13 protein-coding genes and 1 pseudogene are annotated in these 14,705 nt (G+C 34.4%); 7 read left to right on the top strand and 7 right to left on the bottom strand.

All coding sequences use genetic code 11. The features are described from left to right. Positions 1-2 precede the first annotated feature (2 nt). Positions 3-1,008 (bottom strand): IS630 family transposase gene (locus ABWU62_RS00735; RefSeq protein WP_353287167.1). Its coding sequence is split into 2 segments (ribosomal slippage): positions 3-545 and positions 547-1,008, totalling 1,005 coding nucleotides; the frame shifts between segments, so codons are not numbered across the junction. Positions 1,009-1,089: 81 nt separating this feature from the next. Here ABWU62_RS00735 and ABWU62_RS00730 point away from each other — a divergent pair. Then, positions 1,090-2,069, top strand: a pseudogene (locus tag ABWU62_RS00730) (IS256 family transposase); the annotation flags it as partial. A gap of 23 nt (positions 2,070-2,092) precedes the next feature. Here ABWU62_RS00730 and ABWU62_RS00725 read toward each other — a convergent pair. Further along, complete coding sequence (locus ABWU62_RS00725) at positions 2,093-2,344, bottom strand: recombinase family protein (protein ID WP_353287166.1); 252 nt, start codon at positions 2,342-2,344, stop codon at positions 2,093-2,095. Between the two features lie 312 nt (positions 2,345-2,656). Between ABWU62_RS00725 and ABWU62_RS00720 the strand changes: the two genes are divergently transcribed. Next, positions 2,657-3,853: a hypothetical protein gene (locus ABWU62_RS00720; RefSeq protein ID WP_353287165.1), complete on the top strand. Its 1,197-nt coding sequence runs from the start codon at positions 2,657-2,659 to the stop codon at positions 3,851-3,853. After that, positions 3,819-4,928, top strand: coding sequence for a hypothetical protein (locus tag ABWU62_RS00715; protein ID WP_353287164.1), 1,110 nt, complete (start codon positions 3,819-3,821; stop codon positions 4,926-4,928). The genes ABWU62_RS00720 and ABWU62_RS00715 overlap by 35 nt, the downstream gene beginning before the upstream one ends. Before the next feature lie 12 nt (positions 4,929-4,940). On the opposite strand, the gene ABWU62_RS00710 is transcribed toward ABWU62_RS00715, so the two are convergent. The 5 genes from ABWU62_RS00710 to ABWU62_RS00690 are packed head-to-tail and all read right to left on the bottom strand — an operon-like array spanning position 4,941 to position 10,061. After that, positions 4,941-6,962 carry an AAA family ATPase gene (locus ABWU62_RS00710; protein ID WP_353287163.1) on the bottom strand — a complete coding sequence of 674 codons (2,022 nt, stop codon included), beginning with the start codon at positions 6,960-6,962 and terminating at the stop codon, positions 4,941-4,943. A 23-nt stretch (positions 6,963-6,985) separates the two neighbouring features. Beyond that, on the bottom strand, positions 6,986-8,212 hold the full coding sequence (locus tag ABWU62_RS00705) for an AAA family ATPase (RefSeq protein WP_353287162.1): 1,227 nt from the start codon (positions 8,210-8,212) through the stop codon (positions 6,986-6,988). Continuing rightward, positions 8,209-8,697 (bottom strand): hypothetical protein, encoded by a 489-nt coding sequence (locus ABWU62_RS00700; protein ID WP_236514587.1) that lies wholly within the window; start codon positions 8,695-8,697, stop codon positions 8,209-8,211. Before ABWU62_RS00700 ends, ABWU62_RS00705 begins: the two co-directional genes overlap by 4 nt. Before the next feature lie 23 nt (positions 8,698-8,720). Then, positions 8,721-9,518: an ATP-binding protein gene (locus ABWU62_RS00695; protein WP_353287161.1), complete on the bottom strand. Its 798-nt coding sequence runs from the start codon at positions 9,516-9,518 to the stop codon at positions 8,721-8,723. 51 nt (positions 9,519-9,569) lie between these two features. Further along, positions 9,570-10,061 carry a sigma-70 family RNA polymerase sigma factor gene (locus ABWU62_RS00690; RefSeq protein ID WP_353287160.1) on the bottom strand — a complete coding sequence of 164 codons (492 nt, stop codon included), beginning with the start codon at positions 10,059-10,061 and terminating at the stop codon, positions 9,570-9,572. 877 nt (positions 10,062-10,938) lie between these two features. On the opposite strand from ABWU62_RS00690, the gene ABWU62_RS00685 reads away from it, so the two are divergent. The 4 genes from ABWU62_RS00685 (at position 10,939) to ABWU62_RS00670 (ending at position 14,703) form a co-directional block, all read left to right on the top strand. Beyond that, positions 10,939-11,409: a Holliday junction resolvase gene (locus ABWU62_RS00685; protein ID WP_353287159.1), complete on the top strand. Its 471-nt coding sequence runs from the start codon at positions 10,939-10,941 to the stop codon at positions 11,407-11,409. A gap of 133 nt (positions 11,410-11,542) precedes the next feature. Further along, entirely contained in the window at positions 11,543-12,013 is a 471-nt protein-coding gene (locus tag ABWU62_RS00680) for a hypothetical protein (protein WP_353287158.1), read from the top strand. Between the two features lie 19 nt (positions 12,014-12,032). Next, positions 12,033-13,541, top strand: a complete 1,509-nt coding sequence (locus ABWU62_RS00675; RefSeq protein WP_353287157.1) for an ankyrin repeat domain-containing protein — start codon at positions 12,033-12,035, stop codon at positions 13,539-13,541. 155 nt (positions 13,542-13,696) lie between these two features. Beyond that, a protein-coding gene (locus ABWU62_RS00670; protein WP_353287151.1) for an IS630 family transposase occupies positions 13,697-14,703 on the top strand; the annotation gives its coding sequence in 2 pieces (ribosomal slippage) (positions 13,697-14,158 and positions 14,161-14,703; 1,005 coding nt in all). The last annotated feature ends 2 nt before the right edge of the window (positions 14,704-14,705 follow it).

Genomic DNA, 14,705 nt, shown 5'->3' with positions numbered 1-14,705 from the left:
TATTAATGAACCAAATAAGAAGCATTGCAGAGTTGTTTAACCGTGGAAGGGGAAAGAGAGGTAATAAATTTACAAAAAGCGCTCTCAAGCAGAACAATTGTATCGTAGATTTTATTGCGCAAAATGTTCTGTTTTATATATAACCAAAACCTCTCAACAGGATTGAGGTCAGGTGAGTATGGTGGTAGGTATATAATTTCGATATTTTTAGGTATCTTTAAACTTTTTGACTTATGCCAACTAGCGCAATCCATCACGAGAAAAGCCTTTCGTATTCCTAAATATTGCGACATCTGTTCAAGGAATATATTTATACAAGCAGTGTTGACGTTTGGTGCAAATAAGCTAAAATTCTCTCCATTTCTGGGATTAACTGCACTATAGAGATAAAAATTTTCCCTACCTAATTTTACCTTAACCTGTGTCCTACTGCCTTTTTTAAACCACCCATGTCCAACTTTTGAATGTGTACCAAACCGTGATTCATCGAAGAAAAATAGCTCTTTTTCAGAATGCATGACAATAGTTTCATTGAGGTTTTTTTTTAAACTCCTCTTGCTTATTTTTATCCTGTCCACTATGAACTGGTCTTGGTGTGATATATGAGAATTTCATTCTTTGCATATTACGATGTATTGTGGATTTGCTGATATTCAAACCAAATCTTTCTTGGATTCTTATTCTCATTTCTCTAATAGTAATATTGGGGTTTTCCTCTATCCACACCTCAATTTGTTCAAGTTGACTTTGGTTCAATATAGTTTTTCTACGGCGTTGAGGTGGAGAAAATAATTTTTCTTCTCTTCCAAATTTTATGTGCTTTATCCATGTAGTAATTGCCTTTCTCGAAATGCAACATATTTTTGCTACAGCTGTTATACTGTGCTTTTTTGCTGCAATTACAGCATTTAGTTTTTTTGCAACATACGCATTATTTCTTACTTTCTTCAGCATCTCTTTTGCTGATTCCACCACTTTTTCATCCAATAATTTTGATCTTAATGCCATCTAAACCTCGCTATTTTACTTACTCCAGTATGGCTTTTTTTCCATTATTGTCTATTCGTTGCTTGTATAGCGGGAATTGGTATAACACCAAGAGATAGGGAGGGAAGCTTTGAACCACAAATAGTCAAAAAAAGGCAAACAAGCCTACATCCAGAACTTGAAGCAAAGGTCTTAAGCACATATGCCAGTGGCATGGGATACAGAGATATAGCTTCACATGTTGAGGAAATATATGACCACAAAATATCAGCAGCAGAGATATCTAGTATTACCGATAAACTGCTACCAGTAATCAATGAATGGCGCAGCCGCCCACTGCAATCAGTGTATCCAATAGTATTTATGGATGGCATGTTTTTTAAGGTCAAGGAGGACGGACATTGCATAAGTAAATGTATGTATAATATATTGGGCATAAATCAAAATGGCAGAAAAGAAGTATTAGGTTTTTATTTGGCTGAAAGTGAAGGAGCTAACTTCTGGTTGGGAGTACTAAATGACCTCAAAGAAAGAGGAGTAGAAGATATTCTAATTGCCTGTATTGATGGGCTAAAAAGCTTTCCTACCGCTATAAATAGTGTATTTCCTAAAGCAGAAGTACAGCTATGCATAGTGCATCAGATAAGGAATTCACTGAAGTATGTATCTAGCAAAGATGTAAAAGTTTTCATAAATGATTTGAAAAAAATATATCGTGCTTCAAGTAAAGAGATTGCTGAGAATTATTTGCTTGAGCTGGAAGAAAAATGGAGTGAAAAATATCCCTTGGTTACAAAATCATGGCAAAACAATTGGGAAAATTTGTCTGGTTATTTTAAGTATTCTGGACCAGTTAGGAAGCTGATTTACACCACCAATCCAATTGAGGGATTGCATAGACAAATTAGGAAATTTACTAAAACTAAGGGCTCATTTACTAATACAAATGCCTTGTACAAAAGGTATATTGTGCTATAAAAAAGGTAGAGCAAAAGTGGACTACAGCTTTGCCTAATTGGGCATTAACTATGTCTCAGCTTGACATTTTCTTTCCCAACAGACTGAAAATTGAGTTGAACTAAAAATGCGGCTTGACACAGTTTATTTAACACTCCCCAGGTGAATGAATGTATATCTTATCAATCTTACCTTCTGCTACTCTATCACGTAAACTCTCTAAGCCAGGACGTTCTAAATTTGATCCACTATAACCATTATCGACAAACCTGTGCTCATCTAATAACTCATGTCCATTACTACTAATGCGACGCTCCAACTCTACAATCTGACTCCCTATTGTATTCTCCTGTGCCTGTTGTCTTGATGAAACTCTTGCATACAAGCTTACCGTTACCATTTTCTTCTACCTCCTTTATTTTATATTTCAACAATTGTTCATAAGCATTTGCCAAATATGTACCAGCCAATCTGTGAGGCTCATAACGGCAATTAATAGTTAATTCCCCTTTTTGCATGTTTTTCTTCCTGTGAATTTTTTTATAGGTTAGGAGACTTCTATTAAACTAAACCAATGCACACCTTATTTAAGAAAGCTATCTAGTTCACACAAATTCTCCTTAATTAAATATACAAGATTTGAAAAAATTATGTCCAAAAAATCTTTGCTTGAATTGTCATATTATGTATAATATAGTTTATTTTATGTAATATGAATGTTCATCCGAGCCATGAATTTTGGGAAAGCGATTTAGAAGTTCCTGTTAACCTTTTATTAGATCGTTTTCAGGATTCTAGTATACGTCAGTCTTGGTTAGATTCCCTTTCTGGTAAACAACTGAGCATTATTTTTCAGCATCGCTTTAAAAGTCATTTAAATGGGCAGCTTTTTCAAGATGGAGACTACGATGATAGATCTACTCAACAAAAACGTAAGATACTTGCTAGTTACTCTTACTCTCTTTTTAACTATTATCTCATTAGCCACTTTGATCGTACAAAACTTGAGGCTACAGTTAGTGAAGTAGCAAGATTTGCCCTTACTCAAGAGTTAATGAGATCGTACCTGATAAAAAATAATACTAAGTATGATAAAAGATCCTTGTTATTTTTACTATTTCACATAAATTGTGAACTTCTAAAATCTGTCTATCACTTTGATAAAGTACAAAAGAGAGGTTTCGTATCATTTGCTCTACAGAAATCACCAAGACAAATAAATACTTCATTCAAGGAATTTATGTCACGAGAAGTCGTAGAGCAGATACTAAAGTTCGAAAACCAATTGCAGGGTTTTTTCCATCATCAAGATCGGATATATATGTTTGTACGCCGAGGAAGTGACATAGATTTACTACTTAATTCAAACAAGGTTGTTCATGGCCATAAACCTGAGTGGATGATTTTAGACTTTTCTCTTGATGGCACTCAGGTTAATCTCTGTGCTAAAAATACTAATAAAGCTGTGGAAATAGCAAATAGCATTGTAAGTGGGTATTTTGACTGCGAATGTACTTTTGTAAATATACAAGGTAAGAACTTTCCATTACAAGTGCACAAATTTCTTCAAGCATGTATAGATGGTTCTGACTCTGACATTTGTATATTTGAGTTAAATTTTAAGTCAGATTATTTTAAAAATAGTAATACATATCTTACTTTAAGTGTAAAATCGTATGATCCTATTGCACCAGAGTTACATATTTTAAAGCCAGCTATTGGCAACATACTACAATCTATTCAATCAGCTAAAGTAATGTTCCAAAACAAAAAGGTAACATTTTCTTTCAAATCAAGTGGGGAAATTTATTATTCAGAGCATCCGCTCAATAAAAAAGAAAGAGAAGAGCTAAAGAAACATATGGAACAGTCCTATGGCCTTAAGATCCTTTCACGAGCAAATTGCTGATCTTTTAAGTTCAAATAGTTCCTGGATTAATCCAAGCCAAAATCATATTAAAGCAGCAAGATACTTATTCGATCTTGGATTGATAAAAATGCAAGAAAGGTATTATATTGTTTGCTCTCGTGAAGAAGATCATCTTGATTGGCCAAATGTAATTGATTCAAGTTGTAGCAATGAGATTTTTATCGATTCAGACTTTGATGAAGCATGTGATGACGCTATTTGTGAAAACTGTTCTCGTCATATTCTGCCTAATACTTATCAAAAACAGAGATTTCATCTCTTATCCATATACTTAAATACAGAAAAGGTCATAGACTGGTTTGAAACAAAGTTGAATGATTCAAAACTTATGTGGGAAAAAGTGGAAAAAGGAGTTTATTATATTTGTAATCAAGGTCGTATTGTAAATCTAATAATCCTTGATTTTTGTACTGATGCGATATTTTTAACTATAGATAAACTTAGAGTTCACCCTACAGTTCTCATCACTCTAAAAAAAGATATACCAAATCTATTACTGAATCTATATGTAGTGCCAATGGTGAAACTGTTTTGTCAGCTTAAAACTTTAACTGAGATATTTCAAGAAGCAGCTAAAAGAGGAGTAGCAGAGGTAGTAGAAAATACTTCTTTGCAAGTTTTACCAGCTTCATATATTTCGCTTAAACGTGTTGAACCAATTGTGCCAACAAAGCTTTTGGAGTTACAGGTGGTTAAAGGTATGGTATATGTTAATAGTATTGAAGTAATAAATAAAAAAGCTGCATCATGCCTTAATATTTTTCGAATATTGTTCAAGCAATTTTTACATGACTGTGAGAAAGAATTACCACCTGAAAAACATACACTTCTCAATATTAATCAGTTAGAAAAACTCTTGGGACTTAGTTTAGAAGCAGATTTAGAACAACAAATCAGAAAGCCATTAAATAAGATGCAAAGAACAATCAAATCTACACTTGCTGAGAAATTAGGATTAAGTATTGAACGTGATGATGTAATACAAACACTTGGTTGGCAAAGGTTATCACATGGTTATCGTATTAACCCTTTTACTTTGACTATAAAAAAATAGAGTTTTTTGTTATCAAAAATAGTTTTTTTCAGCTCCATGAATAAATTTTCCCACCCCACGTGCAGATGGTCCTGTTTTTACATCAAGCCATTTATCTTCTTTTGAACCATTAGCCATTCCTTTAACTATTTGCTTTGCTTGTAAAAGCTCTTGCACTATACGCTCTAGTCTATCCCTTCCCATACTATGAAAAACTTCAGGCAATCTATGTCGTTGTTTATGTATTCCTGCACTTCCTGTATGAGTAAATGGATGTCCTGAAATAGCAGCTCGCGCAATTGAATCAATAAGATATATTTTAAGATCTTTATCGCTAATATTTTGAGCTTTTAATTGTTCAGTAATGTCTTCCAATAGCCCTGTTTCTTCATTTCTTAGGTAAGTGCGTATGGTACGATCAGCCAGGCCATTTGCCTTAACAACAGCTCCATAAAATAGTGCATTTTGTCTTGGGATTTTTCCAATTGACCTAAAAATCATTGGTTTAGTCATATCTTCAACAGGCCAAAAAGCAAAAGAACACCTGACTCCATTTACGAGAGCAGAAGTACCTCGAATAGCATCTCGTGCTTGCTCTACTGTTGATATAGGCTTTTCTCCCTTCAGCTTTCTCATATGATGTGCAGTAATTATTGAAGCTCCAGTGCTACATGCTAAATCAGATAACAAACACATGAGATAATCCCCTACTGCTGGATCAGCATTTAAATCTGCATGAATGAAAGAAGCAAGGGGATCAAATATAATGAGCTTTAAATCCTTTATTCTGCTCAGCTGCTTCATTACCGACTCAAATTCTGGAGAGATTTCTACAACTTTACCGCGAACATTCTTAAGTATGGTAAAAGATCCTCCTATATTTGGCAGTGGTACAATAAATAGCCTATCTTTATATTTTAATCTCTCGCATTTTGGATCAAGTCGTTCTAAGCGACGATGTATTTCATTTGTATCATCCTCTGCGGAAAATACCACCACAGACCCATGTTCAGTAACAGGTGGGCCAAATCCACACACCTGGTCTATGCTACTTGCAACCTTGAGGGCTAGGTCAAGAAGAAGCATACCTTTGCCTGTATCTCCCATTGCAGCCAAAATGGAGGTTACACCCAAAGGAAATAATCCTTCAACCAAGAATCTTTGCTTTGGTACTGGACCTACAAAACGCTCTACACTCCAGCTGAAAATATCAAGTGGTGGTTTAATAATTATTTTTCTTGAGTTTTTTTCAATAAATTCCGAAACATTTATTCCCTCTAACAGACAATCAGCAGCATCCCAACTCCTTGGTTTATTCGGTGGAATCTTAAGCGTAGCAAGTGATGCAACACCAAGTTCTAAAAGCTTCTTTTCAGCGTTTTTGGCATATTTATTACCTGCTTCATCGTTGTCTGGCCAAATGATAACATGTTTACCTCTAAGCGGAGTCCAATCTGTTCTATCAAGGGTAGCATTTGCTCCAAACATTGCTGTTGTTGCAGTTATTCCTTTCTCTATAAGTGCTTCTGCGCATTTTTCTCCTTCAACCAGAATAACCTTATCGGACTTTAAAATACCTAGAATATTATAGAGAGGTCTTATCTCTGGCTCTTTGAATCTTTGTTTTTTAACATCAAATGGTTTAAACTGTTTTTTCTCTAAAGGAGGATCATAACGATAGACTATTACAATCAATTGGTTATTTTCATCGTAGTAATTCCAACTACAAGTCAGATATTGTTCTAGATTTCTGATATTGTTTTGTTTCTTAAGACCAAGCCATTCACTTATTGAAGCCATTACTTCAGGAAATTCTATTTTGGCATTTTTCCCATGTATCGTTGCCCAAAGGTCAATAATGTCACCGCCTTCTCCTGTTGCAAAATCTTTCCATAATCCAGCTCTTTCGCCTGTTAATTCTATTACAGTACTTTTGCCTTTGTTACCCTGTACATCACCTACATAAAACTTATCACCACGAAATGTCCCTCTTGGTAGTAGATGAAAAAGACAAGATCTGATATTTTGCAAAAGCTGAGTCTTTAGCTCTACCATAGTATCCGTTTTTTGCGGACAAGTTAAGCCGTAGCTATAATTTTAGAATTCTGCCAACGCCCATTTACCCTGCTAATGAATTTTGCTGGTATTGATTTACCGTTTCTTAGTTCATATACTACTTGCAAGACATTTGCACGTTTACTTGGTTGAAACATTACAATACCAGATGTATAAAAGCTTCTTAAAGCATTAGCACCAATTAAAGCTTGAAAAGGGCTTTTTGCGAGTGTAGCTGTCGATACTTTTCTGGTGTGACGTGTAATAATGATTCCAGCCATAGGATTAATTATAGAACGTAGTTTTTCTACTCTGCTTTGCAGGCCAGGAAATATATTTTCATAGTCAAGAGAATCCAAAACGATAAGATCTATCGTTTTAAATTTTTCCCCTATGATCTCTTTTATTCTCTCTATGCCTTCATCATTTAAAGTTAATCTCATCTTTGTAGTAACAATCAAGTTTTCTTCTGCTAGATTTGGTAGCCTTTGATTAGTTATGATTTGTTGTATGCGTTCCCTGATGTAATTGTACTCCATCTCATTTTGCAGATAGATTATTTTTAGCGGCCTTGCTGACTTCATCTTAAGAAACGATACTCCTGCTGCAAGATGTGCAAGCAAAGAGAGAAGAAAATAACTTTTGCCAACCTTTGGAGTACCACCAATGACTAAAAGACCACCTGGAGTGAGAATTCGTGGAGCTATTATGTCTTCTGGTATTGGTGATTGATCACTTAAGTACTGCTTTACAGAAAATATTTTTTCTTCTCTTTTCCCCCCTTTTTTTTCTCCACTCTTTGATTTTTTATTGAGCCACTTTCTAGCAGAATATATATCACCCTTAATTAAAATCCAAAGATCAATAATATCACCACCAGTTCCTTCAGTAAAATTACGCCAATCACCAGCTTCCTTACCTACTATTTTAACTGTAATTGTATTTCCATTTAAGTTTCCAATATAAGTTTTTTCTCGGTAAAATTCACCATTTGGAAGTAGATAAGAAACACACTCCTTGATATTATCAATTAATAATGCTTTTATCTTTTCTTGCTTTTTAGACATAAAACTCCCATACATATTTTTTATACGTTTAAAGTTGAGATTAGCTAGCTCACAAACAGTTTCAAAAGATTTTGAATTCAGCCAATTAATTGCTTCTTCTCTTAGCTTTGGGTTTTTTCCTACTGCGTCCTGAATACCTCTAGTAACGACAGCAGACCAAAGCTTTTCCTCGTCGTACTTCAAAATGGTACTCTGTCAATTTCATAATTTTTGCGGTATTCTGGAGTAACTACCGAAGCAATTTTGTTCTTCTCTCCATATTCATCAGTTATAACACCTACCTTTACTGTAAACTCTAAGCCATTTAATTCTGCAATTGAATTTAGCTTACGAGCAAGGATTGCACTTTCTGAGTTATCATGTGGATGAATGTCACGTGCTGATTCCAAGATACTGCGAAGCATAGAGCGACCCATTTCTCCCCAAGTATCTTCTGCTTTATTACTTTTAATACCAATTATTTGGTAAATCTTGTGCTTTTCATATAGACCTTCAATAACGGTAAATTCTGTATTTAAATAAATGCTACCGGTAGTGGGGCTTTTAGTAAACCAATGCTCATAACCTCCAGGCTTGATTGTCATTTTTACCTTTACTATTGTACCTTTTGGTATCAGTCTACTTTGCGGTTTTACAGTGTTAAAATCAGTTAATAGGTTTTGTAACATATATCACTCTCCATGTTTAAATTTTAAAACTTGCTTTTAATCTTTGTAAGCAGCTTGCCTAAATGCGGTTCTTCAACCATACTCAGGCGTCCACTGCGGTCTTTAGCTGGGTATCCCCAAGGGTTTAAAGTGTGGCAAACAAAAGAGCGCTTCTCCGTTCCATCATCTTTCTTGATTCCAACCATACTGATTACTTCGTCAACTATTCCAGGAATTTCACTAGCAGTTTTAGTTCCTTCGCATTGAGGTAACCAAATTGGACGATTGAAGTCATCGAGATATTGACCTAAAGTGCCAACTATGATGATGTCTTTGTCTCTGATGTGTTGAAATTGATTGAGCCAAGCCATCATTTCTTGAGCAAGTAATCCATACGCAGCTCTCATATCCTGCTTTCCCGATCTCTCAGAAAAAGCTTCAGGTTGCATTTTTGCCCATAAAAGACATAAACGTGAAGCAACGGTTATACTATCTACAAAGATGCATCGGTATTTAGAAAACTCAGAAAAAAGATCTTTGTACTTACGAGATACATGTTCATGGTGTCTTTGGCTGTATGCTTGATCAGATTTTAATGCAGGATTAGAACCGCCTATAAGACAAGCAATATCTCTAGCTTCACTCCAAGTGCGAAGGCTAATTGAATCTCCTTGCCAGTCTTGAACGGCAAGAAGCCCTGCTTCAAAATCAAGGCAAAGTGTTGGTTCATCTATAGTCTTTAGTAGACTTGTTTTACCAATACCATAAGGACCAAAGATGACCATCTTTACACTTGATATTGTTTGCAATCTTTCATTATTATTCAAAATTTTAAGAACCATTATTTATCCATGCTACGATGTATATATATACAAGAAAGGCAAAAATTTTGTTCAATTTTTCTTTTTGCCTGCGTAGTAAATAGGAAAAAGTTTGGCACGTATCTTCTTGATAATATTATTTAAAGTGGTTCTTGAAACGTTGTTCATTTTGGCAACTTCATGTAAGTTAAAAAATTTAAGTTGCTCACATATATTTTGCCATTCCTTTGGTAAAAACGAGATCATATAGTCTACATCAATGCGTTTTGTTATTTCACTCTCAAGTAGCTCTGTTACATCGATACTAATATAGTTATTGATATCGCGTTTTGCACATCGCTGTTTCTTTAACAGGTTAATAGCTTTATTTTCAGTTAATCTTGCTACAAAGGTGTTAAAGCTACTTTTATCTTCATCATACTGATCAAGGCATGGCCAAATTTCACAGAAGAGTTCTTGCTCAAGGTCTTCGTTATTCTCATCAATAAAGCACTTAGCAAGTTTTAGTCTATAGGCTTGGTATTTTACGTTTTTAACAATTATAGCTATATTTTTTAATTTCATGGTTTTCCCTAAAACAAATTAATGCTTTAAGGATGGAAGTTATTAATGCCCTTATGTAGGACAGGAGCAAAAATAAATAATACTGATGCAATTTTTAATCTATTGATATTCTATTGTTTTTTTTTGAGAATAATACTGATGCAATTTAAAATAATACAGTTCAGGTTTTTGGAACCTATTTTGAATGGATTTCAATATTTTTAAGAATGGGTAGCTCAGGCTTCCTAAAGTTATATTAAAAACATATAAGAATTTCATATTTTGAAATTCAATATCACCTAAAGAGCTAAAAATGTGGATTTCGCTATTAAAAGAATAGCTTCAATTTTTAAGAGGAAAAATATACTCTCTATGACCTTAAGTTCCGTTCCTAATTACTGGCTTCCTAAATCAGGAATTAGGAATCAGGAATCTAGAACTAGCCTGTATGGAGGGTTTCCACCATGCGTTCCTAAAACCGTTCCTAGGAACGGCATATCTGAAGTCCGCCAATATGGAGGATTCTAGCTTCCTGAAACCCTTATATATAATATATATATATAATACATATATAAAAATATACACATATATAAAAACATATAAAATATAAAAGTAGAATAATAAAAAACCTCTAGAAGTAGAAAAATCATGTTTAGGATAAGTAAGGTTTTCAAATTCAAGAATTATAAAAAATTTTTCAAAAATTGAAGATTTTTTGGACGAAAATTTTCCAAATCTTGTATATATATGTACTCGGCAATTGAAAGATTTGGCAAACAAACTGCTGTAAAAGAGTTTTCATGTTAGTTTTTAGTTGTTAAATTTCGAAAATTAAAGATTTTTTGGACGTAATTTTTTCAAATCTTGTATATATATGTACCTGGCGATTGAAAGGGGAATGCTTACACTAGATCTTGGTAAACAAACTGGTTGGACTATTTTACATGATGGAATAGTACAAAGTGGAAGTAAGAGTTTTCATGTTAGCAGGTTTAGTGGTGATGGAGTGCAGTTTTTAAACTTTCGTAATTGGCTTAATGCACTTAAGTATAAATTTCCAGGTATTGAAGTTGTGTACTTTGAAGAAGTGAGAAGACATCTAGGAACTGATGCTGCACATATCTATGGAGGGTTTTTAGCACACCTTTCTGCTTGGTGTGAGGAAAGCAATATTTCCTATCAAGGTGTTTCGGTTAAGACTATTAAACGTTTTATAACTGGCAAGGGTAATGCAAGTAAAGCTGATGTCATTGAGGCAGTACAGGAAAAGGGTTTTTGTCCAATGGATGATAATGAAGCGGACTCTTTAGCTTTAATGTTCTATGTTATGAATTTTAGCAAAGATTTTAATATATTAAAAATACCATAGAAGGTGGGTCCTTCCGGCCATACTGGCGGGTTTGGTGGTCCTGACCTCGGGCCTTCTTTAGCGTTAGACATATTTCAAATGTTAACTACTTACGAAATTATAGCTGAGCAGTGCTAAAAAAGGAGAAAAAAAGGTGAGAATTACGCAAGCAGAGTGGGCAAGGGAAAAAGGGTTTTCGAGGCAATATGTCTGTTCTTTGGTAAAGAAAGGAATTGTTGAACTCAAAGATGGGCTCATTGACCGAGAACGAGCAAATGAAGCGGTAGCAGCAATAAGAGATCCAAGTCAACCACTCAGAAGAAAAGAGCGCGGAGAAAAACTTTCCACGATGTTGCTAAAAACGCGAATAAAAAATGAAATGGAGCGTGGTAAACTTTTGGAAGCTAAAGTGAAAGCTGAAATAGGCAAATTTGTGTCAATTGAAGAGGTAAAAACTGAAGCATTTAACGTAGCAAGAGTTATCCGTAATAATTTGCTTAATATTCCAAATAGAGTTTCAGCACTACTTGCATCACTGAGTGACACTGAAAAGATTCATATGGCACTAACTGAAGAGATTACAAACTCATTACAAGAATTATCTAATACTAAATTTCAAATATAAAAAAGATTTTGAATATAAAATGGCTGATAACTTAAGTTTGGAGTTAATAAAGTGCCTCATCAATCAACCTGGATTAGATGTTAATGTTAGAGGATTAAATGGAAAAACCCCACTACATTGCGCTATAGAATTTGACGAATTAAGCATGGTAGATCTGCTACTCACGAAGAAGAACATTAATCCTTTCGTAGAAGATAATGATGGTAAAACATCTCTTGACTATGCTAAAGAAGGGAAAAAAGCAGAAATATTACAAGCGCTAATTAATAACAAATACGGGTCAGAACAAGATAGCTTACTTCATTTGGCTGCAATGATAGGTGAAGTTAATGCAGTGAGATATTTGATCAGAAAAGGTATTGACGTTAATGCACGAAATGCTTTGCATCATACTCCATTACATCTAGCAGCAGGCATAGGACATGAAAATATTGTCAAAATTTTAGTGGAAGAAGGAAATGCTGAAATCGAGGTTTTTGATGCACGAAATCAGACACCGATGCACTATGCAGTTAATAACAAAAAGTTGGAGATAGTAAAGTTATTACTGGAGCTAGGAGCAGATGTAAATAGCGCACGTGTAGGACAAAACTCGATGAAATTGTCACCTGTTCATATAGCTGTAAGTAATACTAATTATGATGAAAGAGACTTATGTCTTGATATCCTCAAATGCTTAATAAAGGAGCCTAATGCTCAAGTCAATTTGCAAGACTACGAAAATAAAACACCACTACATTACGCTGAAAGACTTAAAACAATAGAGGTTTTACTAACACGAGAAGATATAGACCCTCTGGTAAAAGACGATAGCGGCAAGACACCATTTGATTACGCTAAGCCTGAGATAAAGAAGGCTTTGATGAGTAATAAATATGGTTCTGAAAAGAATAGTCTACTCCATTTAGCTATACAAACGGGAGACATTGAACTTGTAGATACAATTTTAAAAGAAGAAATCGATATTAATATTTTAAATAATAAAGGTCACTCTCCAATCTACCTTGCTGCAGAAAAAGGGCATTTACATGTAGTAAAGTTATTGCTGAAAAAAGGAGCAAACTATACACCTGTTTTGCACTTAGCAATCAAGTCAAATAATTTAGAATTACTTAAAGTTTTATTTAATGAAAAAAATGGAGCGTTACTCTGCAGAGATACCGTTGTTAATTTTCCAACCCTTCATAATAAATATATAGCACAGAGAGAAATAGCAGATAAAAGGATGAAAAAACATAATAATATTATCTGCATCTATACTACAGTCAGCGCAATAGCAGTAGCAGTATATATAGGGTTGATAACAACAACAATAAGCAGTGCAATCATTTTTGCAACAATAACAGGGGTATTTGCGCTTGTTATAGCAATAATGATAAGTGAGATGAGCAAAAGGTATATAGAAAAGGAATTTCAGAAAAAGATGCTTATGGAATTAGAAGGGCAAAGAGGCACAGAAAGTGTTAGATCAGAAATTGATAGTGTTGAAGTAGAAAGTTTACACAACAGTTGTTTGAGTGGAGCATAATGATCTACAGTGCCAGTTTTTGTTCAGGATTAAAGCCAGATCCCCAGCTTAAAGTATCAGAGTGGGCAAATGATACCAATTCCCGCTATACAAGCAACGAATAGACAATAATGGAAAAAAAGCCATACTGGAGTAAGTAAAACAGCGAGGTTTAGATGGCATTAAGATCAAAATTATTGGATGAAAAAGTGGTGGAATCAGCAAAAGAGATGCTGAAGAAAGTAAGAAATAATGCGTATGTTGCAAAAAAACTAAATGCTGTAATTGCAGCAAAAAAGCACAGTATAACAGCTGTAGCAAAAATATGTTGCATTTCGAGAAAGGCAATTACTACATGGATAAAGCACATAAAATTTGGAAGAGAAGAAAAATTATTTTCTCCACCTCAATGCCGTAGAAAAACTATATTGAACCAAAGTCAACTTGAACAAATTGAGGTGTGGATAGAGGAAAACCCCAATATTACTATTAGAGAAATGAGAATAAGAATCCAAGAAAGATTTGGTTTGAATATCAGCAAATCCACAATACATCGTAATATGCAAAGAATGAAATTCTCATATATCACACCAAGACCAGTTCATAGTGGACAGGATAAAAATAAGCAAGAGGAGTTTAAAAAAAAAACCTCAATGAAACTATTGTCATGCATTCTGAAAAAGAGCTATTTTTCTTCGATGAATCACGGTTTGGTACACATTCAAAAGTTGGACATGGGTGGTTTAAAAAAGGCAGTAGGACACAGGTTAAGGTAAAATTAGGTAGGGAAAATTTTTATCTCTATAGTGCAGTTAATCCCAGAAATGGAGAGAATTTTAGCTTATTTGCACCAAACGTCAACACTGCTTGTATAAATATATTCCTTGAACAGATGTCGCAATATTTAGGAATACGAAAGGCTTTTCTCGTGATGGATTGCGCTAGTTGGCATAAGTCAAAAAGTTTAAAGATACCTAAAAATATCGAAATTATATACCTACCACCATACTCACCTGACCTCAATCCTGTTGAGAGGTTTTGGTTATATATAAAACAGAACATTTTGCGCAATAAAATCTACGATACAATTGTTCTGCTTGAGAGCGCTTTGTGTAAATTTATTACCTCTCTTTCCCCTTCCACGGTTAAACAACTCTGCAATGCTTCTTATTTGGTTCATTAATA

Origin of the sequence: Wolbachia endosymbiont (group B) of Gerris lacustris (genome assembly GCF_964028355.1) — a bacterium.
Lineage (GTDB): Bacteria > Pseudomonadota > Alphaproteobacteria > Rickettsiales > Anaplasmataceae > Wolbachia.
This window is presented reverse-complemented; position numbering and strand designations above follow the sequence as displayed.